Source organism: Mesorhizobium sp. WSM4829 (genome assembly GCF_055811475.1).
Genome location: NZ_JBVVQJ010000041.1, coordinates 35,693 through 62,320, shown reverse-complemented (window position 1 = coordinate 62,320; position 26,628 = coordinate 35,693). Strand labels below are relative to the sequence as shown.

Here is a 26,628-nt window from a genome sequence, read left to right as displayed (position 1 = left end):
GCCGTCCACATATGAGCACCGGAAGCGCAGAAAACGCCATCAGATGGCCGCCAGAGTAGAGTTTCCAAACGGTCTCTTAGCCAGGCAGGCTGAAAATGCCGTCGATGTCAGGGTCGCCGTCGGTGCTCACCAGGCCGTGCGCCACCAGGTCCTCGAGATGGGCAAGCACCGACAGCGCGGCCGCGCCGTGCAGGCGCGGATCGGTATCCCGATAGATCGCCGCAACCACCTCCTTGATCGTCCGGTCGCCGCTTCTGATCCGCTCCAGGATCGCTTGCTCGCGCATCCTGCGATGCGACTTCAGCTCGCGCATGAAGCTGCGCGGCGCTGTCACCGGCCCGCCATGGCCGGGCAGCAGCAGGCGGTCGTCGCGCTCGATCAGCCGATCCAGCGAGGCCATATAGTCGGCCATGGCGCCGTCCGGCGGCGCAACGATGGAGGTCGCCCAGGCCATGACATGATCGGCCGAGAACAGGATACCGCTTCCCTCCAGCGCAAAGGCTGCATGATTGGCGGCATGGCCCGGCGTCAGCACCGTTCTGATCGCCCAACCGTCGCCTTCGACCAAAAAATCGTCGGCAAGCGCGGTATCCGGATTGAAGGCGGTGTCGGCGCTGGCGTCGAGCGGATTGATTTCGCCTGTGCGCAGCGGCCTCGCCGGCCGATGCGGACCCTCGGCCAGGACAATTGCACCGGTGTGCTGCTTCAGCCGCGCTGCCAGCGGGGAATGGTCGCGATGTGTGTGGCTGACGAAAATATGGCTGACCGGCCTGTCTGCGATCACCGCGAGCAGCGTCTTGAGATGCTCATCGTCATCCGGCCCCGGATCGACCACCGCCAGCGTTTTGCGCCCGACGATGTAGCTGTTGGTGCCGTGAAAGGTGAACGGGCTGGGATTTTTCGCGGTGATCCGGAGCACGTCGGGCGCAACGGTCACGCCCTGGCCGTAGGCCGGTTCGAAGTCGGTGTCGAATTTCAGCGCCATGGCAGTTCAGCCCTGTTCCAGAGGCGGCAAAACCGATGTCGGCAAAACCGATTGCCGCATAGCACGGAAGCCAATATAGGAAAACGCAAGGCCGCGATCTGCGGCAGTCCGCAATGAGGAAGACCATGGCAATTGCAACGACGCCGCTTGTTTCTCTCGCTCTGCCTGAAAGGGGCGCGGCCCGCCTGGCGACGCAGCTTTTGCTGGCGATCGTTGGAACGCTGCTGCTGACCTTGTCGGCCAAGACCAGGGTTTTGCTCGGACCGGTCGACATCTCGATGCAGACCCTGGCCGTGTTCCTGATATCAGCTGCATTCGGCATGCGCCTCGGCGTCGCCACGCTGCTTCTCTACATGGCGGAGGGCGCCATCGGCTTGCCGGTCTTCCAGGGCACGCCGGAAAAGGGCATCGGCATTGCCTACATGCTCGGCTCGACCGGCGGCTATCTCTTCGGCTTCGTCGTCATGGCGGCGATCGTCGGCTGGGCTGCCGATCGCGGCTGGGATCGCCATCCGGTCAAGCTCTTCAACGCGATTCTGGTTGCCGAAATCATCATGATGGCGATGGGCTTTGCCTGGCTGGCGCTGCTCATCGGCCCGGAAAAGTCATGGCAGTTCGGCGTCGTGCCGTTCATCGTCGGCGACCTGATCAAGGTAGGCCTGGCGGCGAGCCTTGTGCCCGCCGTCTGGTCGCTGCTCAAGCGTTCCTGAGCTCTCGGGCGCAGCACTGATCGGCAAGCACAGGAATGATCCTGTCTCTGCGACGGATCGTCGGGAACGCAGGGCGGCGCCAATTGGCCGGCATCTGCTGTGCAACGATTTGCTAACGATACCGTCACACAATGGTCAAGACCAAGGGCTAAGGACCACAACAGCCGGCGATTCGTCGCGAGCCGCTGTAACCAGGCGGCTACGCATCGGCGCAAAAATCGGTCGATACCGTGGTTGGGTGGCTAAAAAATAATGTGGCTCGGTAGCTTGTTAGGCAAAGCTAAAAATTAATGGACAAATAGCAAAAAATCGACCAACCGCCTTGATCCCCGCGACATAGCTGCTCGACCGGTATCGTTGCGCTGTCGTAACCCTTGACATCGACCATGCCGAAGACCGCCGAGAGCGAGACGCGTGATTAGCCCGAAAAAAACAACAGACAAGGCGACTTCATCGTTGCAACGGCCCGCGGTCGCCGCAGCGCGCTGGTATGCCGCCAGCGTTTTTCCGGGAAAGGAAGACGTCGCCGAACGGCATCTCCGGCTGCAGGGGTTCCAACCGTTTATACCTCGCTGCGAGAAGACCATTCGTCATGCCCGGCGCATCGAGACGCGACCGGCAGCCTATTTTCCAGGTTACATGTTCATCGCCCTCGATGTCGCGCTGCAGCGGTGGCGCTCGGTCAACGGGACGTTCGGTGTGCGCTCCCTCATCATGCAGGGCGAGCGGCCATTGCCGGTCCCCTCGGGGCTGGTGGAACGGTTCATTGCCCTGACTGGCAAGGACGGCTTGCTTGATTTCAGCGGAGGCCTTACTGCAGGCGCCTCGGTTCGGATTCTTTCAGGTCCTTTCGCGGAGATGATCGGTCGTCTTGACCGGCTCGATCCAGCCGGAAGGGCCCGAGTACTGGTTGCCATCATGAATGGCGAGATCCCTGTTGACATGGATTCAAGGGAACTCGTCGCGATCGCGTAGCCGCAACTGACGCTAGGTCACGCGGTGCAAGTGCTGCAAAGTCGGCTCTCGGGTTCACCCGGGAGTGCGGTAGCCATTTGGAGCCGAAGGATGTCGATGGACGTGGCAATGCAGATCTGTTGCTTGTCTTGGCGGATGATCAGTTAAATTGGTTAGTGGCTTCACGAATTTGAACACCTCAACTGTCAACCTGCCCAACCAGAGGCATCTTCTGCTTCGGATGCGCTTTCAATTGCTAGGCGGATTGACTTTCGCGATCCTGTTCCCGGCGCTCATCCGCATGTCGTTCGGCCAACATGTGATTTGGTCATCGAACATGCAGGTTACGATCTTTGCTGCCCTCATCGCTCACACGTCGGGTTACCTGCTTTATAAGCGCATCGGCAATTTTCCGGGTGTGGCGGCGGCTGGTTACATTCTGCCCACCTTCGCCCTGACTTACGGCCTCGTATTCATGGCCATCTTCTTTTTCAGGTTTGATTATAGCCGGTTTCAGGCCGCAGCGAGCTTCATTCAATCCACCCTGTGGTATTTTGGCTTGAGCTTGGCCACACGGCGGCTCGACCCATACCGGTTGGCAGTAATCCCCGGAGGAGATGTTGATAGGCTGGAAGATATACCAGGCGTTTGTTGGCACCGGATTCATTCGCCCGAGACGATTGTCGAACATGCAAGCGGTGTGGTGGCCGACCTTCGAGCCGATCTTTCGGATGAATGGGAACGGTATATTGCCGATCGCGCGCTCTCGGGAACGCCGGTCTATCATGTCAAGCAGATCAGCGAATCGCTTACGGGCCGAGTAGAAATAGAGCATCTTTCCGAAAATACGTTAGGATCTTTGAATCCAAACCATGCTTATTTAAAGATTAAACAAGCAGTCGATTGGATATCTGCGCTAGTTATTCTAGTGGTTTCTTCGCCGTTGCTCCTGTTCGTGGCGGCAGCGATAAAATTTGACTCAGCTGGCCCGGCCTTGTTCAGGCAAGAGAGAATGGGTTACAGAGGAAAGATCTACGAAGTTTACAAATTTCGGACAATGAAACTCGGCGCCCCGGTTGGCGATGAAAAGGAAGAGGCCATCACAAAGGCCGGCGATGCGCGCATCACGCGCCTTGGGCAGTTCTTGAGAAAATCCAGGATCGATGAATTGCCGCAGGCCTTCAACATTCTGCGTGGCGAGATGAGCTGGATCGGACCGCGCCCGGAAGCACTCGTACTCTCCAAGTGGTACGAGGCCGAGCTGCCATTCTATCGATACCGCCACATCGTTCGGCCCGGCATTACCGGATGGGCGCAAGTCAACCAGGGCCACGTTGCGGCCGTCGACGATGTCCTGGAAAAACTTCACTACGACTTCTACTACATCAAGAATTTCTCCCCTTGGCTCGACGTGCTGATTGTGTTTCGCACCATCCGAACCATGCTGACAGGTTTTGGCGCGCGTTGACATGCGGCAAAGATCGACGATTGATGTGACGAGGCTAACTCACCTGATGTCACGGGGTGGTCGGAGCAGCACGTTTTTTGGACGAGGATCCGTTCCGAGGCTAATCAGCGATGAAGATATTGTCCTATTGAGACCGCGGAAGCGACAACGATCGGGAAGTTAGCGCTTATCGCCGGCATTACCGGCCAGGACGGCGCCTATTTTGCTAACTTCCTGCCTGCCCAGGGATTCGAGGAACGGCTCCGGCGAAAGACCCGCGCTGGATCCTGCTTACAACCCACTCTGAGTCCGGTATGGGGGAGCGGCCACGTACTGCAGGCGACCTCTCACACGCGCTTACCAAGAAATGTCGAGTTTTTGCGGAGGAGTTTCGCAGTTGAAGAGGACACGCGGGTCACGCCTAAGAGGACACGTGGGTGACCGCTATTGTGAGAAGTCAACTGCCACTATTAGTATTACGACTCTCGCGCTTCTTTCGCGTGCAAGGTCAATGAATGAGCGACGGTGCGTGTCGGAGTCGAGGCTGGCGACCGTTAAACAGAAGCTCAGTGCCCGCGCGAAGGGGGAATGATCGGTTGGCTGCCGGAGCGACCCGGCTGGTAAACGTCATTTTGCGTTTCACCACGCTATTCATTCGATTTCTGTTTGTATTTTTCCTAGCCCGGTACCTCGACCCCGCTTCAGTCGGCTACTACGGGCTTTTCACGGCCACAGTTGGCTATTGTGTTTTTTTGGTCGGCTTGGATTTTTACGTCTTTGTTTCGCGCGAAATTCTGAAAGTTCCCGAAGACCAGAGAGGAGGTATGTTAAAAGGACAATTGGGCTTGTGCTGCTTCCTCTACTTGATTGTAGTCCCGGCCTTCGTCTTGTTCTTGATCTACGCCGGTTGGCCAGCGTATCTGCTGTGGTGGTTCGTCCCAATTTTGGCGTTAGAGCATTTCAACCAGGAAGTGGCCCGACTGCTCATTGTGCTATCGGACCAAGTGGCCGCCAGCATAACGTTATTCGTGCGCCAAGGCAGCTGGGCGATTGCGATCGTGGCACTGATGATCGGGGATGCGGGAAGTCGAAACCTCGGTGTTATTATGGCGCTGTGGGCATGTGCAGGCGTCGCCGCCGCAGCATTGGGTATTTGGAGGCTGGGGCAACTAAATATTGGTGGTTGGTCCAGGCCGATTGATTGGGTTTGGGTCAAGAAGGGTGTTTCCGTCAGCACGGCGTTCTTGGTTGCGACCCTCGCCTTGCGGGGTATTCAGACAGCCGATCGGTACTGGATGGAAGCGCTCGGCGGCATAGAGACGGTTGGTGCCTATGTGTTGTTCCTCGGCGTTGCTGGAACGTTGATGGTGTTTCTGGACGCGGGTGTGTTCTCATTCGGCTACCCGGCACTGATCAGCCATGCCCACAATCAGGAATACGCCCTTGCCCGTGCAAAGGTGCGACAGATTTTTTTTCAGACCCTGGCAACTTCGGTTGTGTTCGGCTTTGCAAGCTGGGCGTCACTGCCTTACCTGCTGGATTGGGTGGGCAAGTCCGTCTATCAGCACGCCCTTGGCCTATATCCATGGGTTCTGCTCGCGGCCATCATCAATGCCGTCGGCATGGTGCCCCACTATGCTCTCTATGCCCGTGGTTCCGACAAGCCCATTATCTACAGTCACATTGCTGCGTTGCCGGTATTTGTTGTATCGACCTGGTGCCTGAGCGGAAGTCACGCTGAACTGGCGGTTCCTATCGGCATGACGATCTCGTTCACGCTGATCATGGTCTGGAAAGCCATCGCCTACCATCAAATCGACAGAAATCACTAGCGCCGAAGTCAATGGCTTAACTTCAAACTTTGCTCAAACACGGTCAGAACCTTATGATCCGCTATGGACAACAAGACATTACGCAGGCTGACATCGATGCGGTTGTGGACGTTCTGAAGTCCGTCAACCTTACTCAAGGCCCCAACATCCCGACGTTTGAGCAGAGTGTGTCGGCCCATACCGGCAGCACTCATGCGATAGCTGTCAACAGCGCTACATCGGCACTTCACATTGCCTGTCTGGCGCTGGATCTCGGACCTGGCGACCTGCTCTGGACCACGCCGAACACGTTCGTAGCCACGGCCAATTGTGCGCTCTATTGCGGCGCTCGGGTGGATTTTGTGGATATCGATCCGCGCACCTACAACCTCTGTCCAAAAGCACTGGCGGAAAAGCTCGTCGAAGCTGAAATGGTTGGCCGTTTGCCGAAGATTGTGGTGCCTGTCCATCACACTGGACAGCCATGCGATATGGAGGCCATCCATGCTCTCGGTCAGAAATACGGCTTCAAGGTCATCGAAGATGCCTCACATGCCATCGGCGGTCGCTACAAGGGAGAGCCAATCGGAAACTGTCGATACAGCGACATCACCGTCTTCAGTTTTCATCCGGTAAAGATCATCACCACTGCTGAGGGCGGGATGGCCTTGACCAACAATGATGAGTTGGCAACCCGCTTGGGTCTGCTTCGAAGCCACGGCATCACCCGAGAGCCAGCGCTTATGACACAGCCCATGGATGGCCCCTGGTATTATCAACAGGTGGCTCTCGGCTACAATTATCGCATGACCGACATGCAGGCTGCACTGGGCGTTAGCCAGATCAATCGCCTGACCCATTACGTGAAGCGGCGACATGAGATCGCCGACTATTATAATACTCTGCTCGCCGATTTGCCACTTAACCTGCCGTGGCAGCATCCCGACGGCTATTCGGCCTATCATCTATATGTGATCCGCCTGCAACTGGAGAATATCGGCGCCTCCCATCGGGAGGTTTTCGAGGCGTTGCGTGCCAGGCAGATTATGGTCAATCTGCATTACATTCCGGTGCACACTCAACCCTACTACCAGAAGATGGGCTTCCGAAACGGCGATTTTCCGGAGGCCGAACGCTACTATCGGGAAGCTATCAGCATCCCAATGCACCCGACGTTGACCCGTACTGAGCTGGACGAGGTAGTTGGGACCTTGAAGCAGATCCTGGCATGACCAGTATTGTCGTTATACAGGCGCGGACCAGTTCTGTCAGGTTGCCTGCGAAAGTCTTGTTACCCATCGCAGGGCTGCCCATCGTTGTATTGGCGCCAAAACGGCCCCCCAATACGGGGCGAAAAGTTATCGTCGCCACTTCGACGCATGAGAGCGATGATGTACTTATCGGTATTTTGCGACGCTATGGCCTTCCGTACTACAGAGGCAGCTTGGAAAATACATTGGCGCGTTACGTTGAGGCGCTAAGTGAGTTTGAGGACGAGACGATTGTGTTTCGTTTGACGGCGGACAACATCGTTCCAGACGGCAGTCTCATAGATGAAATTGAAGCAGATTTTCTGAATCGAGAACTTGAATATCTTGCCTGCAACGGCAGCAGGTCGGGCCTGCCCTATGGAGTAAGCGTAGAGGTCACGCGCTTATGCCATTTGAGAGAAGCTCATCGGTTTGCCCAAGACATGCATGATTTGGAGCATGTTACGCCATACGTAATAAGGAAGTTTGGGCCTGCTTATTTTGAAAAGTACATAAAGGAAGAAATGGGAGATCGCCGGTGTACTGTCGACGTTCTGGACGATTACCTTCATGTTGAGCGTCTATTCAGAGATATAGCCGATCCAATTGACGTGGGGGCAATAGAGCTTAGTCGGTGGCTGAAGGGGGCAGGCCTGCAACCGCAAGTCGATGGGCCTAGCAACAAACTCGTATTGGGGACGGCTCAGCTTGGTTTTAAGTATGGTATCGCCAACGCGAATGGCCAGCCCAGCTTGGAAGTCAGTCGCAAGCTGATCAGGTCTGCTATCGTCAATGGCGTGAGGTATGTCGATACGGCGAGAGCTTATGGCGACAGTGAGGAGGTCATAAGGCATGCCCTTCTTGGTGGATGGCAAGATCGCGTTCAGGTTGTTACCAAACTGGCACCTCTCGACGATTGTCCCCAAGATGCGTCAACTGCGACTATCAATGCCTTTGTTGATGGTAGTCTGTTTCACTCGATGAGCGCTTTGGGTGTTCAGAAACTCGACACCTTGCTGTTGCATCGCGCGAGTCATCTGCACGTCTGGAATGGTGACGTTTGGAAAAGATTGATCGAACATCGTGATGGCGGGATAATAAAGAAATTAGGGGTTTCAATCCAGAACGTAGAAGAGCTGAATTTAGCTCTACTTGATAAAGACGTTTCTCACCTTCAAATTCCATTTAACATTCTAGATTATCGGTGGGACGCCTATGATGCGAATATTGAACGAGCAAAGTCTGATAGAAATATTACAGTCCATGTCCGTAGTGTTTTATTACAAGGATTGATCAACAGTCGAAATATTGAGCATTGGAGGAAGGCCAACGTTTGCAATCCGGAAATATTATGGCATTGGTTGGATGAAATGCAGCAGAGATTCCGCCGGATTTCCCTGGTAGATCTAAGTATTGCTTTCGCTGCGGGGATTCCTTGGGTGGATGGGATTGTCATTGGCGTGGAGACGATTGATCAACTTTCGCAAAATCTGGACTGCCTTGCGAATCCGCCGCTCGACGTTTCAGAAGTGCAGTTTGCACGCGAAACGCGTCCGCAGATTGATGCTCGAAGCATAGACCCTGCCCTTTGGATGCGGGACAGGCTATGCGTTTGATGGAACGATTTTCATTGTCAGGCCGCGATATCATGATTACCGGGGCAACGGGCCATCTTGGCAGTGCGATGGCGTGGGGCCTGGCAGAAGCAGGAGCCTGCGTGCTTGTGAATTCACGCTCCGAGCAGCGGAGCCAGGAATTGGTAACTGCTTTGTCAGAGGCCGGCTACCAGGCACGGACTGCTGCTTTTGACATTTTGGATGAATTAGCGGTTAGGGAATTTTTCGAACGCCGCGGCACAAATCCACTGCATTGCTTGATCAACAATGCGTATCTAGGTGGCGCGGGAACGATCGAGACCTCTAGTCAGACGTCGTACCGGCAGAGCTACGAAATTGTCGTGGTGGCGGCGCAAAGCCTGCTGCGAGCCGCACTCCCGTGCCTACGCAACGCGGTGCGCACTTCAGGTGATGCGTCGGTGATCAATGTGGCTTCCATGTATGCATCGGTGAGTCCCGACTTCAGAGTTTACGACGCGGATGGAACAGCAAACCCTCCCTTCTATGGAGCTGCGAAGGCGGCGCTCGCGCAATGGACAAAGTATGCAGCATGCGAGTTTGGACCCGAAGGCATAAGGGTGAATTCAATTTCACCAGGACCTTTTCCGTCGCCTTCCGTGCAGGAGAAGTCGTCAGCTTTTGTGAGCCGCTTGGCTCATAAAGTGCCGCTGAGGCGGGTGGGCAACGCCAAAGAAATCCAGGGAGCTGTTCTGTTGCTTGCTTCGCAGGCGTCAACTTTCATCAATGGCGCTGACATCCGAGTGGATGGCGGGTGGACCGCCTGGTGATGGCAAGCCGACTTCGCATCGGCTTTCGGACCGATGCCTCGATTCAGATCGGGACAGGCCATGTGATGCGCTGCCTGACGCTGGCCGATGCGCTTCGCGAGCGCGGGGCGGAATGCCTGTTCATCTGTCGGCCGCACCATGGGAATCTTCTGGACTCCATTGAGCAGCGAGGCCATACGACAGTAGCTCTGCCGGCATTGATGCCGTCCAATACAGCGCGGAAAATTGAGGACCCAGCCCATGCTTGTTGGCTCGGAACCGACTGGGCGGCCGATGCTGAACACACCCACCATGTCCTGCAGAGAGCGGTCGACTGGCTGGTGGTGGATCACTACGCTCTGGACAGGCGCTGGGAACAGGCGCTGCGCCCGGACTGCCGATGGCTGATGGTCATGGACGATCTGGCTGATCGACCGCATGACTGTGATTTGCTGCTGGACCCGGGCCTGGGGCGAAATGTAGCCGACTACACGAGTCTTCTGCCGCCAAAAGCCCGCACGCTTCTTGGCCCGCATTTTGCCCTGCTGCGCCCGGAGTTCGCGCGGCTGCGCGCTGAGAGTCTGACCCGCCGACAGGTCCCCCGGCTACGGCAGCTGCTGGTTGCCATGGGTGGCGTCGACAAGGACAATGCAACGGGACACGTCCTTGATGCGCTCAATTCCTGCGACCTGCCGCCCGATCTGCATGTTGTCGTGGTGATGGGTCCTCACGCTCCTTGGCTGGATCAAGTGCTGGTCCATGCGGCCGGAATGCGCCGCCCAACCCAGGTTCTGGTCGGCGTGAACGACATGGCTCGCTTGATGGTCGAAAGTGACGTTGCCATTGGCGCCGCTGGGAGCACCTCATGGGAGCGCTGCTGCATGGGCCTGCCCAGCTTCGTATTGGTATTGGCGGACAACCAGCATGCCGTAGCCGCGGCACTCCAGAGGTCAGGCGCGGCTGTGGCTGTCCAGAAGGCTTCGCAAATTGCGACCCGTTTGCAACAGCACCTGTTGTCAGGGACAGTTGGTCAGTTCCTCCTTGACCTAAGCAACGCAACCGCAAAGATCACAGACGGAGAAGGCGTTTCCCGGATTGCCGATCAGATGGTCGGTGGATATGTCTGAGCTTTACCTCGTTCGGCCGATGATTGTTGACGATCTGCCGATGGTGCTGGCATGGCGAAACCATTGGGACGTGCGTCGTTTCATGTTTACGCAGCACGAAATCTGCCTGGACGAGCACCGCAATTGGTTCTTCCAAGCGCGCAATGATAAAACGCGGCGACTGATGATAGTTGTGGATGGAGAAGTCCCTATCGGCTATGTGCAGTTTGACAATGTTGCCGACGGAGGGGTGTCGAACTGGGGATTTTACGCGGGCCCAGACGCAGCGAAAGGAACTGGGAAAAGACTCGGCTCCGCAGCGCTAAATTATGCTTTTCGCGAATTGAACCTCCATAAGGTCTGCGGCCAAGCCATTGATTTCAACAAAGCCTCCATTGCGCTTCACGAACGCCTGGGCTTCACCCAGGAGGGCATATTGCGCGACCAACAACGCATCCAGGGATTGTATCACTCCCTTATTTGCTTCGGGCTGCTGAGAAACGACTGGAAAGCCGAGTGAACCGTCTTGGGAGAACACAAATGACCTCTATCCAGATCGCCGGACGTCGGATCGGGAGGGATCAGCCACCCTATGTAATTGCCGAAGTGTCCGCGAACCACAACGGCAAGATCGAAACGGCGTTCCGCATACTCGAAGAGGCCCGAAAGGCCGGAGCGGACGCCGTCAAGCTCCAAACCTACAAGCCCGACACAATCACCCTCGACAGCGACAGCGAGGAGTTCCAGATTAAGGGCGGTTTGTGGAATGGGCGCTCGCTGTATGAACTCTACGAAGAGGCTCATATGCCATGGGAGTGGCATAAGCTTTTGTTCGATCATGCCCGCAAGCTGGACATTACCATCTTCAGTTCGCCTTTCGACAGTACGGCGATTGATCTCCTAGAGGACTTGAACGCGCCCGCTTACAAAATCGCCTCATTCGAGGCGGTTGACTTGCCCTTGATCAAATACGCTGCCGGCACCGGCAAGCCTATGATCATTTCGACGGGCATGGCCGACGCCGAAGAGATACAAGAGGCAATCGACGCCGCCCGTGAAGGCGGCTGCAGGGAACTGGCCATCCTGCATTGCGTCAGCGGTTACCCGGCTCCGGCGGAAGACTATAATTTGCATACCGTATCCGACATGATTGAGCGGTTCGGGTTGGTTACGGGCCTTTCAGACCATACGCTCGACAATACTACTGCCATCACCAGCGTGGCCTTAGGCGCCTCGATCATAGAAAAGCACTTCACCCTCGACCGCAGCGGAGGTGGGCCAGACGACAGTTTCTCGCTGGAGCCTGCCGAAATGGCCGCATTGTGCGCTAGCGCGAAAACGGCGTGGCAGGCGCTCGGCAAGGTGGACTATGGGCGCAAATCGAGCGAGCAAGCGAATGTCAAGTTTCGCAGATCGCTGTATTTTGTGAGAGATCTCAAGGCAGGTGATGTCATCACGCGAGACAGTATACGTAGCGTGCGTCCAGGGTTTGGACTTGCGCCCAAAAATCTTGAAATAGTATTGGGCCGTACAGTGACTCAGGACATTCGTTCCGCCACCGCCGTGCGCCCTGAATTGATTGAAGGCTGGCCCCGAAGATGAACGTTCTGTTTCTATCAAATAGCGCACCGAACTACTTTCATTTTTTCAACGCGCTCGCCGCGCAATTTCGTAGTGATGGCGCCACGGTAGTCGTGGCTGTCGATAGCGCGTTTTCTCGTGAGGAGAACGGCTTGGATTCCGTAGGCTTCGCCGAGATCTACGACTTTTCTTCCTTCTTTGCGAACCATCATGTCGATTTTGATATTCTTACTCGCTATGCTGAATATGATCTGAACTCTGCCCTGCTTTCCGATTTCGAGCGTGCGCTGGCCTATGGGATCTGGGGAGACAGTGCCGATCTCGATTTCTTCGATCGACTTAAAAGTGCTCTGCTGACCTATTTCGAGGAAATATTCGACAAGCATGGAACGGATTTCGTTCTATATGAGAATGTCTCCAATGCATTCGCGCACTTCGCGCTCTTCGTGGCCCAGAAACGGAAGGCTGTCTATATTGGCCTAGGCGGCTCTCGCCTGCCCGGTCGGTTCTCCGTTTCAGCAGATCCGTTAGCGGATGACTCGGTTGAGAAAGCGTTTGCCGCAATCCAAAATGGGCAGAAGACCGTGGGCCCGGATGTTCACCACTGGGTGGACAATTACATCGACAATATCGAGACGATCGTTCCCGATTACATGAAAATCAATGGCCTGGAACGTGTCGCATTGATTAAGCGCTACTTCAGGCGTGACCGTGTCGGCAGGATCAAGGCCCTGATACGTCACTTACTCGACAGTCGTACCAATTCGTTCCAGATCGGCAACCCCCTACGTACGCACATAAGCCTTTTGCTGCGCAATGTGCGTCGTCGTCTCAAAGTCGGCAGGGTTCGCCGCATGTACCAGAAACCGGTAACTGGAGAGCGATTTCTGCTATACCCGATCCACTTCCACCCTGAGGCCTCAACATCCATCCTGGCTGGGGCTTACCTCGATGAATATGAAGTGATCCGCAACATCGCCTTTAGTCTGCCCGAAGGCGTTCGCTTGTACGTTAAGGATCACATCAGCGCGTGGGCGTACCCGTCGCTCGAATTCTATCGTCGCGTCCGGTCCCTTCCCAATGTAAGGCTGCTGGGGCCGGACGAGCCAACCAAGCAGTTGATCAAACAATCGGCCGGGATTATCACCCTCACAAGCACCGTTGGCTACGAAGCGCTTTTGCTTAAAAAGCGGGTGTTTCTGTATGGTCGGGTATTTTACGAGTTTCATAAGGGCGTCATCCGGGTAGTGAATCCTGCAGACTTGCGTCGCACTCTTTTGGATGGCCTGGCCTCGACGACAAGTTGGGATGAAAAATACAATCATGATTTCGTCTGCGCCTACTGGCTGTCTACTTTGCCGGGAACACTTAATCTTATGGTTGGCCACGAGGGCGCCGCTCAGGCTGCCAAGCATGTCTATGGTGAGTTGCTAAAATCCGGACATTTGAACAATTTGAAACGGAAAGAGATAGCCGTACCGGGCCATGCGGACCGAGCTCCTGAACTGAGCGAGAATATTTGCGATGGCTAACGCCAATCACAGGCTGAACTTCGGGACGATGATGGCATTGTTCGTGAAACGAACTCCGGCAAGTGGCTCCACGCGACTTCCGGCAGGCAAACTCTGATGAGAGCATTGGTGAGATCGTGAGCGGCGTTCTATGTCATCGTCTTGAAAGGGCGGATCGAAATCACCCTGCAGCCGTACCGTTCCGTGTGTGAGCATGACGTCGAACGGGATTAAAGTTCTGTGTGTAGCGGATTTCTATTTGCCAGGCTTCAAAGGGGGGGGGCCGATTCGCACGCTTGCCAACATGCGAGAGGCTCTGGCCGGTAACGTTGAGTTTTCGATCTTCACCAGGGATCGTGATTTAGGATCGGATGAGCCGTATTCGGGAATCCGCGCGAATGAATGGGTGAATACCCCGAGTGGTCCAATATATTATGCCGAGCCCAGCACATTTGGCGCGAGGGGCATGGCAAAGGCGGCCGCGCCACATAGTTTCGACGTTCTGTATCTCAACAGTTTCTTTGGATACCGGTCATCTATTTCGATCTATCTCGACCAACGCGCGGTCCGGAAAAATGGCGCGAACATCTGCATTGCACCGCGAGGCGAATTCTCTGCGGGCGCACTCTCAATCAAGCGCCTCAAGAAAAGGACCTATCTGGATCTCGTCAGGCTGGTTGGACTGTATCGGGATGTGCATTGGCACGCCTCCACCGCGTTGGAAGCAGAAGATATCTTGCGTCAGTTTCGACATGCGGGAAACAAGATTCATCTCGCTGCCGATCCGGTGTCCGCGGGAGGTGTTTGTGACAATGTGTCGGAACGTACGTCTAAAACGGCCGGCGAACTGGCGATTGCCTTCATATCCCGTATTTCGCCGATGAAGAATTTGGTTGGCCTCCTTGAGATTCTCTCTGGAGTGGATCGCAAAATCAAACTCGCGATCTTTGGCCCTATAGAGGACGCGAGCTATTGGCGGAATTGTCAGGCGACGATTGAACGCCTCCCTTCCCATATCAGCGTCGAATATCGTGGAATGCTGGAGCCTGGTGGTGTTTCCGAAACGTTCGCTGCATATGACCTGTTCGCGTTTCCTACGCTGGGGGAAAATTTCGGGCATATCATCTTTGAAGCTTTGCGCGCCGGCACGCCCGTCTTGGTAAGTGATCGAACACCTTGGCGGGAGGTCTCATCCGGGGTAATCACTGTAGCCCCCCTCGATTCAATCGATGTATGGCGACAGCAAATAGCGGTCGCAGCGGACAGAGATACTCGACAGCAACGATCGGTCCAAATGGCTACGATCGAATACGCGAAACGCTACGTCGGATCTGACGAGGCACGATCGGAAACCTTGAAGATGTTCCGTTCTGTCGCGGCCAATCAAACTTAGAAAAGGACGTTTGATGTTTACCGGCAAGACCCTACTTATCACCGGCGGTACCGGTTCATTCGGAAACGCTGTTCTGCGGCGATTTCTCGATTCCGATTTGGCAGAAATTCGCATCTTCAGCCGGGACGAGAAAAAGCAAGATGACATGCGCAAGAAGTACAACAGTCCCAAGGTCAAGTTCTATATCGGGGACGTACGCGATTACCAGTCGGTTCTCAACGCCGTCCGCGGAGTCGATTTCATTTATCACGCTGCCGCACTCAAGCAGGTACCCTCCTGCGAATTTTACCCGCTTGAGGCCGTCAAGACGAACGTGCTCGGCACGGAAAATACCTTGGAAGCAGCCCTAAACTGCAATGTGAAGCGCGTGGTCTGCCTGAGCACGGACAAGGCGGTATATCCGATCAATGCCATGGGCATCAGCAAAGCGATGATGGAGAAGGTCATCGTTGCCAAGTCGCGCTCAAGCAACAATACCGTCATATGTGCCACCCGCTATGGCAATGTGATGGCATCTCGCGGTTCGGTAATTCCGCTGTTTGCCAGTCAAATTCGTGCCCGGCGGCCGATCACTATCACCGATGCCACTATGACGCGTTTCATGATGACATTGGACGACGCCGTCGACTTGGTGCTCTATGCCTTCGAGCACGCCAATCCCGGCGAAATTTTCGTGCAGAAGGCTCCGGCCGCTACAATTGAAACTTTGGCCATCGCCTTGACTGAACTGCTAGGAGTTCCCGATCACCCAATCAGTATAATAGGTACGCGCCATGGCGAGAAACTGTTCGAGGGCTTGCTCAGCCGAGAGGAGATGGTTGCTGCAGAAGATTTGGGTGACTACTATCGAGTGCCGCCGGATTTGCGCGATCTGAATTATGGAAAGTTCTTCGAGCAGGGCGAGATCAAGATTTCGCACTCGACAGACTACAACTCGCACAACACCACAAGATTGGATGTCAAGGGAATGCAGGCGCTATTGATGAAGCTGCGGTTTGTGCAGGCTATTGTCCGTGGTGAGCATGTCGAACCTGAAGAGTGACGCGGACGGACTGACCTTCGCCCCATCTGCAATGGCCGGTGAAAAACTGTCTGTTTTGCTCTGAATAGGCGGTCCCAGGCACAGATTTCTGAGGGTATGGTTTAGGCTCGCACCAGAAAGACGATGCGTGACATGAAGTCGAATAGAATCTTAGTCCTGGGCGCTGGAGGAATGCTTGGAAACGCGGTCTTCCGCTTCTTCTTCGCCGATCACCGCTATGTGACCTTTGGAACCCTTCGATCCCCGTCCAAAAAGTCTTATTTTGCCCCTCACGAGCATGATGTGCTAATTTCCAATATCGATGTTGGAAACGATGGGGATCTGGTGGTCGTGTTTGCCGACACCAAACCGGACATCGTGGTAAATTGTGTTGGTGTCATCAAGCAGCTTGACGCTTCGCGTAACCATCTCACCTCGCTGTCAATCAACGCGTCTCTCCCTCATCGTCTAGCTCAATTTTGCCGCATGGCCGGCGCCCGTTTGGTGCATGTGAGCACGGATTGCGTGTTCTCGGGCAGCAAGGGAAATTATTTAGAAACCGATTTTCCCGATGCGAACGATTTGTACGGCAGAACGAAGTTTCTGGGTGAGGTTGACTACCCGAATGCGGTGACGCTCCGCACGTCAATAATCGGCCACGAACTCGACAGTGCAAAAAGTCTTGTAGACTGGTTCTTGAGTCAGAACGGCCAAGTCAAGGGCTACAAGAATGCTATTTTCTCTGGCCTGCCCGCAATCGAGATTGCGCGCGTGATCAGCGATTTTGTCATTCCAAGTGACGAATTGAGCGGCCTCTTTCATGTGTCGGCAGATCCAGTTAACAAGTTTGAGCTTCTGTCCTTAATTGCGAAGGTCTACCAGAAGGAAATAGAAATAATTCCGGATGGTAATGTTATAGTCAATCGTTCTTTGAACTCCGAGAAGTTTAGAAGAAAGACCGGATTTTCACCAGACCCATGGCCAGAACTTATATCAAAAATGCACAAAGGCTATCTCAAATACAAAGAGGCAATCATTGAAAAATAGTGGACTGGATTCCGCTGGATAGAGAGAGTTTTTCTGGCCGATTTTTTGCTCGGCTTACTGTAAAACGGCAGCAAGTATCTTGCTCAAAGCGGCCTTATCTGGTGGGCCAAGGCATTGTTCAGCCCTAAGAATTTTAACGTGCGGAGTGGATTGGTGAATAGGCTAAAGGTTATGACGATCGTCGGGACGCGCCCCGAAATCATCCGATTGTCGCGTGTCATCGAGCGGTTGGATCAATCGTGTGACCAATGTCTCGTGCACACGGGTCAGAACTATGACTATGAGTTGAACGAAGTCTTCTTCGAGCAACTTAAAATTCGCAACCCTGACGTATTTCTTAAAGCCTCTGGAAACACCGCTTCTGAAACGATTGGCCGCGTGATCGCGGCGACCGACAAGTTGCTTCGGGAACGGCGGCCGGAAGCGGTTTTGCTGCTTGGAGACACAAATAGCTGTCTCGCCGCTATTGCCGCTAAACGGTTGAGAATTCCTGTTTTTCATATGGAGGCTGGAAATCGTTGTTTCGATTATCGGGTGCCGGAAGAGATAAACCGAAAAATAGTTGATCATGTTGCTGACATTCATTTGACGTACAGTGACATCGCACGGGACTACCTGCTACGAGAAGGGATTGCACCCGATCAAATTATAAAGACGGGCAGCCCGATGCTTGAGGTCATGAATTATTATATGGATGAGATCAACAAATCGGACATCCTGGGGCAGCTCTCTCTTGAAAGAGGGAAGTATTTCGTTATGAGTGCTCATCGCGAGGAAAACGTTGACGCACCAGACAAAATGACTCGGATTGCCGAGATCGCCAATCGCATAGCGCAGGATCACGATGTTCCACTCATTGTTTCGACGCACCCGCGCACCCGTGCGCGATTGGACGCGTTGCAGCTGGAGGTGAACTCTAGGATCCATTTTATGAAGCCCTTCGGCTTCTTAGATTATGTGCATTTGCAGATGAATGCGAAAGCGGTTCTTTCCGACAGCGGTACGATTACGGAAGAGTCTTCCATCTTGAATTTCCCGGCGCTCAATTTGCGCGAAGCCCACGAGCGTCCGGAGGGAATGGAGGAGGGGGCGGTAATGATGGTGGGCTTGGATGTAGACAGGGTATCTCAAGGCCTTGCAATCTTGGAAAGCCAGCCGCGTGGCGCCGAGCGCGGCCTTCGCGTGGTTTCCGACTATAACGTGCCCAACGTCAGCGAAAAGGTGGTGCGCATCATTCACAGCTATACCGATTACATAAACCGTGTTGTGTGGAAGAAGTACTGAGCGGCGATAGATGCGGGTCGCTTTGATTGCGGATACTTTTCCGCCACTGCGAACGTCGGGTGCGGTGCAGCTGAGGGATCTTTCGCGAGAATTCGCACGACAAGGGCACAGCCTGACGGTCATGTTGCCAGAGGCCGGTTTGCATTGCCCTTGGGCAATTGAAGAGCTTTATGGGGTGACGGTTCTGCGCCTGCGAGCACCGCCGACAAAGGAAATTGGCTATGTGCGGCGAACTTGGAATGAGTTCGTCATGCCTTTTGCTATGTTGCGTAATTTGCGCAGAAGTCCTCTAGCGGGACAGCGATGGGACGGAATTGTCTGGTATTCCCCTTCCATCTTCCATGGGCCAATGGCGAGCGCGCTAAAGCGCGAAAGTGGCTGCAAGGGGTATCTGATCATTCGCGATATCTTTCCCGAATGGGCGGTTGATATGGGCCTGATGGGCCGCGGTCTACCTTACCGGTTTTTCGATGCCGTCGCGCGCTACCAGTATTCGGTGGCTGATGTGATCGGCGTACAGACGCCGGGCAACCTGGTTTACTTCGATCGCTGGCGGCGGAAGTCGGGGCGTGTCCTCGAGGTATTGCAGAACTGGCTGGGAAAACCATCAAACGTGAGTTGTTCGATCCGCGTCAGGGAGACGCCGTTGGCCGGGCGCAAGCTGTTCGTGTACGCGGGCAACATGGGCGTGGCGCAAAGCGTCGGCATTGTACTGGACTTGGCTCAGAGAATGGCCTTCCGGGCTGACGTAGGTTTCCTGCTGGTCGGTCGAGGGAGTGAGGCTCGAAAACTTAGAGAAATCGCGCAGGCTCGCGGTCTCACTAATGTGTTGTTTTTCGATGAGATCCACCCCGATGAAATCCCCGACCTTTACGCACAGTGTCGGATTGGGATCGTCTCGTTGGATCTCCGCCACAAATCACACAACATACCAGGCAAGTTCCTGACTTATATGCAAAGCGGGCTTCCCGCGCTCGTGCGACTGAACCCCGGCAATGACCTGGTCGATATGATCCGAAATGAGCGGGTTGGCGAAGTGTGCCAGAACGATCGGATGGATGAACTGGTGGCGAAAGCTGAAATGTTGCTGGTGCAAGTAGAGACGGACGCCGATCTGCCCGAACGCTGTAGGCGATTGTTCGATAGCCAGTTCTCCGCTGAGCAGGCGGTGTCGCAGATCGTAAAAGCGCTTTCCACGCCCTCTCCATAATGCCGAGATCTGCGCCTTATGGGGAGGCGCTGAGCTCCCGTTCGAGGTGGGAGGGCTTTCCCTCTCGTAGAATAGTCGGCCGAACTGGCGCGGGCACTGGTCGCATGTATTTGTCGGATGGGCGTTCGGCACTATGGTGATTGAGGATCTACAAAGGTCGATGAACAAAATCGGAGTTTCAGGCCCACCTTTCGAGATTGGTCGCCATTTGTGAGGTTGCCGGTTCTGCATTGGAATCGGAGATCGGCTCGTGTCTGGACTTGACCTTACGTTTAACCTTGAGCGGCAGCCTCGACGTTTCGAGGTGATCAACGGTGCTGGCGGCCGGCGTCGGTGGTCGGTGGATGACAAAAGCACGGATTGTTGCCGAGACGCTGGAGCCGAACACCATCATTTCCGAGGTCGCCCGCCATTATGGTCTGAGGCCGCAGCAGGTCTTCGCCTGACGCCAGGCCGGGGTCGGGCGACGCGAGTTCGAATACATCCGTCATGGCACGCAGGCCCTGTTTGCCACGGCACCCAAAACCATGGGCTGGCGTGTCGTTTGCGACAATTTGGACACCTACAAGTCGGAAGGCGTCGTGCGGCTGGTGGCCGCTCAGTGCGGCATTAACCAAGCAACGCTGGGCCGCAAAGGCCGCGACGGCGCCTGGCAACAAAGGCCAGCCGAGCCACGTTCCTCAGCGATAAAAGCCATCGCATTACTTTCCATTTCACACCAAAACACGCTTCCTGGCTCAATCAGATCGAAATCTGGTTCTCAATTTTGGTGCGCAAGGTGCTTCGCCGCGCCTCCTTCACCTCGAAGGCCGCTCTCTCGAAGACCGCATCGAGCGAATCATCAACTATTTCAACAAGACCATGGCAAAGCCGTTCAAATGGACTTGGGCAGGAAAGCCTCTGACCCGGTGATCGATGCGCTCAAATCTCTGCCAAGGTGAACTAGTTGGAACGGGATGCATGTTCCGTAAGCAATCCACGCCCAGACGATCATTCCAATACCGCCGGGAGAGAACAAGGTCGCCTCTCCGGCATTTGTAGCCAGGGCCGCGAAGACAATCGCAGATGCTTGCCCCGACCTCCAAAGAATGGGGCGGTAGACGGCGACGATGATGAGAATGAGGAAGCCGAGGAAGCCAACGCTGCCGATTTCCTCCAGCACGGAAATCACGATCACGCCCTTCTCGACCGGGTTTCCAATCGGAATACCCATGAATCGGGTCACGTCCAATTCCGACGGCCGCGAGGGTAGTCCAAAGCCAATGCCAAAGATTGGATTGGCGTAAAAGTTCGGCATCGACCGCTCGGCTAGAACGCCCCGCGATTCTATCAGCGCGCCAGAAAAGGTATTGGCATTGTTGAGCTTGAAGGCGATCTCCTGGATTGCCGGCATGACAGTATCGTAGGCGTAGCCGAATACGAAAACGCCGCCGCCGAACATGCCAACAGCAACTAGGATCGATCTGAAAGCGTGGCGCTCACTCGATATGCGGCCAACAATGGCGGCGAACAAAAGCCCAATTAGCGCAGCGAAAATGCCGGTGCGGGCTTGCGTGGCAACCAGAGAGACGAGCGAAAGCGCCATAACGCCCCACCAGAACCAATGGCTCGATCGGCCCGTATAGACCCGAACGATCATCCATGCGGTGAAAGGCGCAAGGAAGACACCATAGGCCTGCGGTTGGTTGAACAAACCTTGGAAGCCGTGCTTGGTGGCAATGTTCCCGAAACTCGTGAACAGCAAGGGGAAGCTGGCGATCACGAAGACGGAGCAGAAGGTCAGCATCCGGCCGGCTAACTGCTCCGGGTTTTTTTCCTTGGCGAGTTGCACGTTCAGGACGATCGCAGCGACACCGACGACGAAAATCACCAACTTGGATAACGACACGTCCTTCGCATAGCTGGCGATTAGGGTCTCGACCACGATAACGCCAGTGAACACGGCCACAGTCGTGAGCAGAGGTGGCCATTCCCATGGCTTCGGGCGCTTGGTGAACACAGCCGTCCAGAACGCCGCGAAAAGCACGGGCCAGCGCAACAGCGCGACCGTGTCGGGCGGCTCGAATAGGCCCTCGTTCGTCAGACCAACAATTGCCGAGAGGCAGAGCGCCTCGACAGCGTTCATTGGTCCTCTAAGCGCCCAGATGGCCAATAGAAGGTAGGCCAAGACGTATCCAGCATCTCCCGCGATTGGCAGCGCGATGATGAGGAGTGTGCGGAGCGCAGCCATGGCGTCGAACTGTCGAACGCGCCGGGTCGGATAGACCGTCATAAAGCTCAATCCCGAAAAGGGCGTTTCTGCGGGGAGACATTTACAAGGAGTTTTGGTAGTTGCCTAGTGCCGACCAAGAGGGAGAGGCACATGGATCGAAGGCAATTTTTGGGTGCAGTCCCGCTCATTGCGGCTACGCCAGCGCTCGCGAATCTCGCAGATGAGACGATAGCAATCCAGAAAGAAGTGGTCAGCATACAGAAAGCAGGCGGCGGCGTCCTTCGAATACAAGGCACCTACAAGATCAGTGAGCCCATCCGGGTCCACGGGAACTTCGGTGTTCGTAGCATCAAGATCGCAGGCGACAATGCTGAGATCGTTTCGACCCATGCAGGCCCGGCCTTTGAGTTTGATCCCTCGCACCCGACGCCGGCGCCACAGATCAAGCAGCGAAGCGAAATCGAGGGGTTGTCTTTTTTCGGTCCAGGTCCCGACGTCGCCGGATCGGTCGGGATTTCCGTGATCAATGGCGCCGCCGTCAGCATTCGAAATTGCAAGGCTCGGTCCTACGAAAAAGGGGTGGACGGCGTCGGCGCTCTGATCCTGAGGTTCCTTGAGGTGGAGCTCTACAACAACGCTTGGGGGTATCATTTCAGCAGATCGCCAACCTTCGCGCCGAACGATATCCATTTTACGTCGTGCTACATCTTCCAGAACACTCGAGCCGGCTTTGCCGAAAAGTTCCCCAACGGCGCGATCACCTTCAATCAGTGCGAGATCGAGGGCAACAACACGGACGGCCACCAGGACGACGGCATTGCGATCATGGAATTCTTGGACGCCGGCAAGGTCACTATGATGGGATGCCACGTCGAGTTGAACCCTGGCAGGGCCAACATTCTCTTTGCTGGCGGCAACGAATCGTCAGCCCTGAACGTCATCGGATGTGAGATCATTCCGGGAAACCGAGTGTGGTCCGCAGTCCAGATGTCTTCGGAGTTCGGGCCATTCGGTCACCTGCAGGTCATCGGTTCACGGGTCATGAACGGAAGGAAGAACGACATCTATATGGGCGACGGTCTATCTGCATGCATCATCGGCGAGACTTCCGGTGGTGTATTCGGTGACACAAGCAAGGTCGTCATGATCAAAGGCGGCAAGATCGCAGCTAGCACGACCTGAAGCTAAAGTGGTTTCCGCATAAAGGCCATCAGAGCATTACCCATGGCTGTCGGCACCGCCGCACTCCACGCACGCATTAGATGGAAGAGTAGCGCCTTGCCACCATGATAATTAGGTTCGGCATCCCATGCGAATACGGCTATCTCATAGTCACGAAAGTGCTTTCGAAACGCTTGTTCCGTGTTCAATCGGTAGTGGGCTGGAAAGACATCCTCATCCTTGCGGCCGGGCTGTGCGAAATGAAGAATCCCTGATTTTATGCTCTCTGGGATAATTCGATTGGCTACGGCCACATAGCCGAACCTGTTCGGCGTCCTGGCGCAAATCCAGCCGCCTGGCACGAGTATGCGGTCCAGTTCAGCAGCCGTTACGACCGGATCCGGGAGGTGCTCAAAGACATGGTCTGCTACGATAATATCAACAGACGCATTCGCCAATGGGATGTGATGGCCGTCGAACACCAGCGCACGATCAACCGACGGATTGTCTTTCACGACCGGATCGACATCGACACCCACAACCTCCTTGACCTTGCCCCGAAGTGTTCGTAACGATTTTCGATATGTCAGATCGCTATCAGAGAACCATCCGCCGCGCCCGGACCCAAAGTCAACGACGACCATATCCTCCGAAAGCAGAGCGTTAACCCTCGTATAGAACTGTATAGTCCCGTCGACGCGTGAGAAGCCCCCCGCGATCATCTCTGGATAAGTCCGGTGCAGGAAATTTTGGCTCATCGAAATTCTCCTCACAGTCGCATCGGCCTATCTCGCCGAAGATCATCTAGTCAATTGCCACCCGAAGGAAAATCCGAGTGAATTCGCGGCGAGTTCAATCTCCGACACAAGCTCGTATGATTGGCCACGCGCAACCCTATATTGTTCAAGCGCTTACCGAACGCGCCGGCTCGGAAGCCGCGGTTCGTCGCACCCTATAGCCCAGGTTGGCGCAGCGATTCCTGAAAGCCGGGCAGCGTCTACGCTTGGCCGATCAGGCCTCGGTTAGTTACTGTCGGGCTTTGATGTCACGCCCCCGCAGCGACACCAAATGTGATCCGAGTCGGAGACAGAAATTAAAACTCGTTTCTTACGGATGATTCTAGAGCCTTCTGGAAATCGCTACGTCCGTTCTGGGAAACGAAGTGCTTCTCCCAAGGGTCGAATAAGACCACGTCGGGCCGCTTCTTTTCTCGAAGATTCTCAGTCTGCTTAACTGCATGTTGCTCGTCTGACATATGTGCTCCTACTGGCGATAAATTGTGCGGGCGGCCCGGGGTTTACAAAGCCGTCGAGCGAACAAGCGATCTGTGACGGACCCACTTGAACCAGCCTAACGGCCGCCGCGCCCGTCGGCCTCAATAATTCAACGTCCTTAAAATCTCAACCTGCCCCCCAAGGGCGGAAGGGAATTGTCATGGCAAAGACGCCAGCGCTCGCATTACCAAAAGTCTCGACACACTGCGCAGCCAGGTCAATAAGCTCGCGCCCCAGCCGCAGCTTTATTCCCTCAGACTTCGCGCCACCAGCCGCGCCACGCTCGGTCCGACCAGCAGCACGACGAGGAAGCGGGCCGATTGCAGCGCCATAACGAAGGCGACATGCTGTGCGGCGGCGGCGATGATGGCGAGTCCGCCGGGGCTGGTCGCCAGATAGGCGGTCAGCGGATCGAGCACATGGCTGATCATGAAGCCGAGGCCGCCGCAGAAGGCGATGAGGATGATGATCGAGCCGACGATCTGCGGCAGCGCACGCGTCGCCTACGTTGCGATCCTTCGCGCTTCCCTCTGTCCTGCCGGACATCTCCCCCACTTGGGGGAGATTGGCCATCATGCCGGCTTTCGCCAATCTCTGATGGCGCAAGAGTGGGCGGCAGGCTGAAGCTGCCGATCTCCACCCAAGTGGGGGAGGTGCCAAGTTGTAGCAAAGAGGGCAGGACAGAGGGGGCGCTGTCCCGCCAGCCTATCCCGCCTTGGCCAACCCAAACCCACCAACAGGATGCGTTTCGACCTGGAACTCAAACCCGGCGATGATCGGCCGCGCCCTGGCAATCGCCGCCTGGACTTCCGGCAATTGCAGCGAAGCCTTGTGGCTTGCCTGGTCGGTCCATACCTCGGTCACCCAGATCGCGTCGGCATCGGCCGGATCGGTGGCGATGATATAGCTCAGGCAGCCCGGCATGGCGCCGGTGCTGGCAAGCAGGACGTCCATCATTGCGTCGCGCTGGCCGCGCGTCGCCCGCATCTTGCCGATCAGACCATACATTGCCGGTTTCTCCGTTGCTTGCTGCGACAAGTATGCAGGCCGCCGCTCACGGCATCAACTGGCCACCGTCGTGCCCGGTGATGCAACCGCTCAACAGGGCTGACGAGAGGAACGGCGCCGACGCAGTCCTGCGGCGTGCCGGCGCGGCCCTGCGGAATGGTGGCAACCATGGCCTGCTCCTCGTCGAATAGCGCTCATGGAAAGCTGTCGCGATGGTGCCTGAGGTGTTGACGATGAAGCCGCCCTGGCGCTATGGCATCGCCTGGCGCGATGCGGTCAGCACGGGGCGGGCGTTGAGGTCCGCGTCGTAATGCGCCTCGGTCAGTTCGGCCAAGGCACGCGGCCGAGGCGGCATTGTTGACCAGGCCATCGAGCCGGCCGAAGTGCTGCGCGTGACGACGCGCTCGACATCGGCAGGAAACGAGAAATCGCCCTGGACCGGGAACACCTCGCCACCGCCGTTGCGGATGGTTTTGGCCAGGTTTTCGCCGACTTGAATTGTAATGCAGCGCGACGCGGCATTTCTGCGCGGCGTAGGCCAGTGCAAGTGCCGCCCCGATGCCGGTCGCGGTGACCAGCACCGCCTTGCCGGCGAGGTCGCCAAAGTGGGGGTGACAAGGGCGGAAGTGACGGGGGTGGAGGTGACACGTATGGCGGTGTCTGGGGCGGTTGTGGTGGCTGGCATTCCTCCGGGGCTCTCCTGCTCCTCGTAGGGCCTCGCCATGCTCATGTCCGAGTCCGTAGAGGTTCAGGGCCGCAAATAGGCGTAGCCCTGGCGCTGCAATTCGGCGAGCTTGACGACGCCGCCGGTCTCGGCGGCATGGAAGCCGTCGAGCAGATCGGTGAGCGCAACGTCCATGCCCTGCATGGTGTTGGCGCAAGCATGCGGGGCCAGCCCGTCGCGAACCAGGCCGGAAAAACGGCTGGAAATAGCAGCCGAGGCGCTCTTCGACTTGAAGGCGGCAAGTGCCGGTCCGTGCACGACCAGCACGATGTCGACCTTGCCGCCGGTGCCCTCATAGTGGTTCCTGATATTGCCAAGCGCGAAGCCGACCTTGTCGAGGTCGCTGAGGTGATAGGCGACCTTTTGCCTTTCCTCCTCCACGGCCGCCGCCTTGACCTGGCGCAGCCCGAGAAGACCGGCCGCTCCGGCAAGGGCCACGCGGAAAATATCGCGGCGTCGCATCATGTCGTTCTCCACTTTGTCCTGGCAAATTGCGTGGCTTCGGCCTCGATCCTAGCATAAATTGACGTTGCGTCGTGGTCGGGCGAAGAGGGGC

The 26,628-nt window shown here is 55.9% G+C and carries 23 protein-coding genes and 3 pseudogenes; 19 read left to right on the top strand and 7 right to left on the bottom strand.

Annotation, left to right across the window (positions count from 1 at the left end):
- Window positions 1–76: 76 nt before the first annotated feature.
- On the bottom strand, window positions 77–985 hold the full coding sequence (locus AC0L17_RS28735; protein WP_473518253.1) for an MBL fold metallo-hydrolase: 909 nt from the start codon (window positions 983–985) through the stop codon (window positions 77–79).
- A gap of 125 nt (window positions 986–1,110) precedes the next feature.
- Between AC0L17_RS28735 and AC0L17_RS28730 the strand changes: the two genes are divergently transcribed.
- The 18 genes and pseudogenes from AC0L17_RS28730 to AC0L17_RS28645 all read left to right on the top strand — a co-directional run.
- On the top strand, window positions 1,111–1,695 hold the full coding sequence (locus tag AC0L17_RS28730; RefSeq protein ID WP_473518252.1) for a biotin transporter BioY: 585 nt from the start codon (window positions 1,111–1,113) through the stop codon (window positions 1,693–1,695).
- A gap of 414 nt (window positions 1,696–2,109) precedes the next feature.
- Complete coding sequence (gene nusG / locus AC0L17_RS28725; protein ID WP_473518251.1) at window positions 2,110–2,670, top strand: transcription termination/antitermination protein NusG; 561 nt, start codon at window positions 2,110–2,112, stop codon at window positions 2,668–2,670.
- A 169-nt stretch (window positions 2,671–2,839) separates the two neighbouring features.
- Window positions 2,840–4,117, top strand: a complete 1,278-nt coding sequence (locus AC0L17_RS28720) for a sugar transferase (protein ID WP_473518250.1) — start codon at window positions 2,840–2,842, stop codon at window positions 4,115–4,117.
- Window positions 4,118–4,692: 575 nt separating this feature from the next.
- Complete coding sequence (locus AC0L17_RS28715) at window positions 4,693–5,928, top strand: lipopolysaccharide biosynthesis protein (protein WP_473518249.1); 1,236 nt, start codon at window positions 4,693–4,695, stop codon at window positions 5,926–5,928.
- 53 nt (window positions 5,929–5,981) lie between these two features.
- Complete coding sequence (gene pseC / locus AC0L17_RS28710) at window positions 5,982–7,139, top strand: UDP-4-amino-4,6-dideoxy-N-acetyl-beta-L-altrosamine transaminase (RefSeq protein ID WP_473518248.1); 1,158 nt, start codon at window positions 5,982–5,984, stop codon at window positions 7,137–7,139.
- Window positions 7,136–8,773: an aldo/keto reductase gene (locus tag AC0L17_RS28705; RefSeq protein WP_473518247.1), complete on the top strand. Its 1,638-nt coding sequence runs from the start codon at window positions 7,136–7,138 to the stop codon at window positions 8,771–8,773. The genes pseC and AC0L17_RS28705 overlap by 4 nt, the downstream gene beginning before the upstream one ends.
- Window positions 8,764–9,561 carry an SDR family NAD(P)-dependent oxidoreductase gene (locus AC0L17_RS28700; RefSeq protein ID WP_473518246.1) on the top strand — a complete coding sequence of 266 codons (798 nt, stop codon included), beginning with the start codon at window positions 8,764–8,766 and terminating at the stop codon, window positions 9,559–9,561. Before AC0L17_RS28705 ends, AC0L17_RS28700 begins: the two co-directional genes overlap by 10 nt.
- On the top strand, window positions 9,546–10,667 hold the full coding sequence (pseG, locus tag AC0L17_RS28695; RefSeq protein ID WP_473518245.1) for a UDP-2,4-diacetamido-2,4,6-trideoxy-beta-L-altropyranose hydrolase: 1,122 nt from the start codon (window positions 9,546–9,548) through the stop codon (window positions 10,665–10,667). Before AC0L17_RS28700 ends, pseG begins: the two co-directional genes overlap by 16 nt.
- Window positions 10,660–11,166 carry a UDP-4-amino-4,6-dideoxy-N-acetyl-beta-L-altrosamine N-acetyltransferase gene (gene pseH, locus AC0L17_RS28690; RefSeq protein ID WP_473518244.1) on the top strand — a complete coding sequence of 169 codons (507 nt, stop codon included), beginning with the start codon at window positions 10,660–10,662 and terminating at the stop codon, window positions 11,164–11,166. Before pseG ends, pseH begins: the two co-directional genes overlap by 8 nt.
- Window positions 11,167–11,186: 20 nt before the next feature.
- Window positions 11,187–12,248: a pseudaminic acid synthase gene (pseI, locus tag AC0L17_RS28685; RefSeq protein ID WP_473518243.1), complete on the top strand. Its 1,062-nt coding sequence runs from the start codon at window positions 11,187–11,189 to the stop codon at window positions 12,246–12,248.
- Entirely contained in the window at window positions 12,245–13,759 is a 1,515-nt protein-coding gene (locus tag AC0L17_RS28680; RefSeq protein WP_473518242.1) for a capsular polysaccharide export protein, LipB/KpsS family, read from the top strand. The genes pseI and AC0L17_RS28680 overlap by 4 nt, the downstream gene beginning before the upstream one ends.
- 193 nt (window positions 13,760–13,952) lie before the next feature.
- On the top strand, window positions 13,953–15,131 hold the full coding sequence (locus AC0L17_RS28675) for a glycosyltransferase (protein WP_473518241.1): 1,179 nt from the start codon (window positions 13,953–13,955) through the stop codon (window positions 15,129–15,131).
- A 13-nt stretch (window positions 15,132–15,144) separates the two neighbouring features.
- On the top strand, window positions 15,145–16,173 hold the full coding sequence (locus tag AC0L17_RS28670; protein WP_473518240.1) for a polysaccharide biosynthesis protein: 1,029 nt from the start codon (window positions 15,145–15,147) through the stop codon (window positions 16,171–16,173).
- A gap of 123 nt (window positions 16,174–16,296) precedes the next feature.
- Entirely contained in the window at window positions 16,297–17,199 is a 903-nt protein-coding gene (locus AC0L17_RS28665; RefSeq protein ID WP_473518239.1) for a dTDP-4-dehydrorhamnose reductase family protein, read from the top strand.
- A 171-nt stretch (window positions 17,200–17,370) separates the two neighbouring features.
- A complete protein-coding gene (wecB, locus tag AC0L17_RS28660; RefSeq protein ID WP_473518238.1) occupies window positions 17,371–18,483 on the top strand; it encodes a non-hydrolyzing UDP-N-acetylglucosamine 2-epimerase in 1,113 nt (370 codons plus the stop codon).
- Window positions 18,484–18,493: 10 nt separating this feature from the next.
- Window positions 18,494–19,693 (top strand): glycosyltransferase family 4 protein, encoded by a 1,200-nt coding sequence (locus AC0L17_RS28655; RefSeq protein ID WP_473518237.1) that lies wholly within the window; start codon window positions 18,494–18,496, stop codon window positions 19,691–19,693.
- Window positions 19,694–20,037: 344 nt separating this feature from the next.
- Window positions 20,038–20,139 carry a transposase gene (locus AC0L17_RS28650; protein ID WP_473518236.1) on the top strand — a complete coding sequence of 34 codons (102 nt, stop codon included), beginning with the start codon at window positions 20,038–20,040 and terminating at the stop codon, window positions 20,137–20,139.
- A 254-nt stretch (window positions 20,140–20,393) separates the two neighbouring features.
- A pseudogene (locus tag AC0L17_RS28645) lies at window positions 20,394–20,499 on the top strand (transposase); the annotation flags it as partial.
- Window positions 20,500–20,567: 68 nt separating this feature from the next.
- Here AC0L17_RS28645 and AC0L17_RS28640 read toward each other — a convergent pair.
- Window positions 20,568–21,965 carry an O-antigen ligase family protein gene (locus tag AC0L17_RS28640; protein ID WP_473518235.1) on the bottom strand — a complete coding sequence of 466 codons (1,398 nt, stop codon included), beginning with the start codon at window positions 21,963–21,965 and terminating at the stop codon, window positions 20,568–20,570.
- A gap of 90 nt (window positions 21,966–22,055) precedes the next feature.
- Between AC0L17_RS28640 and AC0L17_RS28635 the strand changes: the two genes are divergently transcribed.
- On the top strand, window positions 22,056–23,087 hold the full coding sequence (locus AC0L17_RS28635) for a hypothetical protein (RefSeq protein ID WP_473518234.1): 1,032 nt from the start codon (window positions 22,056–22,058) through the stop codon (window positions 23,085–23,087).
- 2 nt (window positions 23,088–23,089) lie between these two features.
- Here the strand turns inward: AC0L17_RS28635 and AC0L17_RS28630 are convergent, their stop codons facing one another.
- From AC0L17_RS28630 to AC0L17_RS28610, 5 genes and pseudogenes are all read right to left on the bottom strand, one after another.
- Window positions 23,090–23,824 (bottom strand): methyltransferase domain-containing protein, encoded by a 735-nt coding sequence (locus AC0L17_RS28630; protein ID WP_473518233.1) that lies wholly within the window; start codon window positions 23,822–23,824, stop codon window positions 23,090–23,092.
- Window positions 23,825–24,585: 761 nt separating this feature from the next.
- A pseudogene (locus AC0L17_RS28625) lies at window positions 24,586–24,843 on the bottom strand (AbrB family transcriptional regulator); the annotation flags it as partial.
- Between the two features lie 202 nt (window positions 24,844–25,045).
- Window positions 25,046–25,348, bottom strand: a complete 303-nt coding sequence (locus tag AC0L17_RS28620) for a putative quinol monooxygenase (RefSeq protein ID WP_473518232.1) — start codon at window positions 25,346–25,348, stop codon at window positions 25,046–25,048.
- 46 nt (window positions 25,349–25,394) lie between these two features.
- Window positions 25,395–25,929: pseudogene (locus AC0L17_RS28615) on the bottom strand (SDR family NAD(P)-dependent oxidoreductase).
- A 167-nt stretch (window positions 25,930–26,096) separates the two neighbouring features.
- Window positions 26,097–26,534, bottom strand: coding sequence for a DsrE family protein (locus tag AC0L17_RS28610; RefSeq protein ID WP_473518256.1), 438 nt, complete (start codon window positions 26,532–26,534; stop codon window positions 26,097–26,099).
- Window positions 26,535–26,628 lie beyond the last annotated feature (94 nt).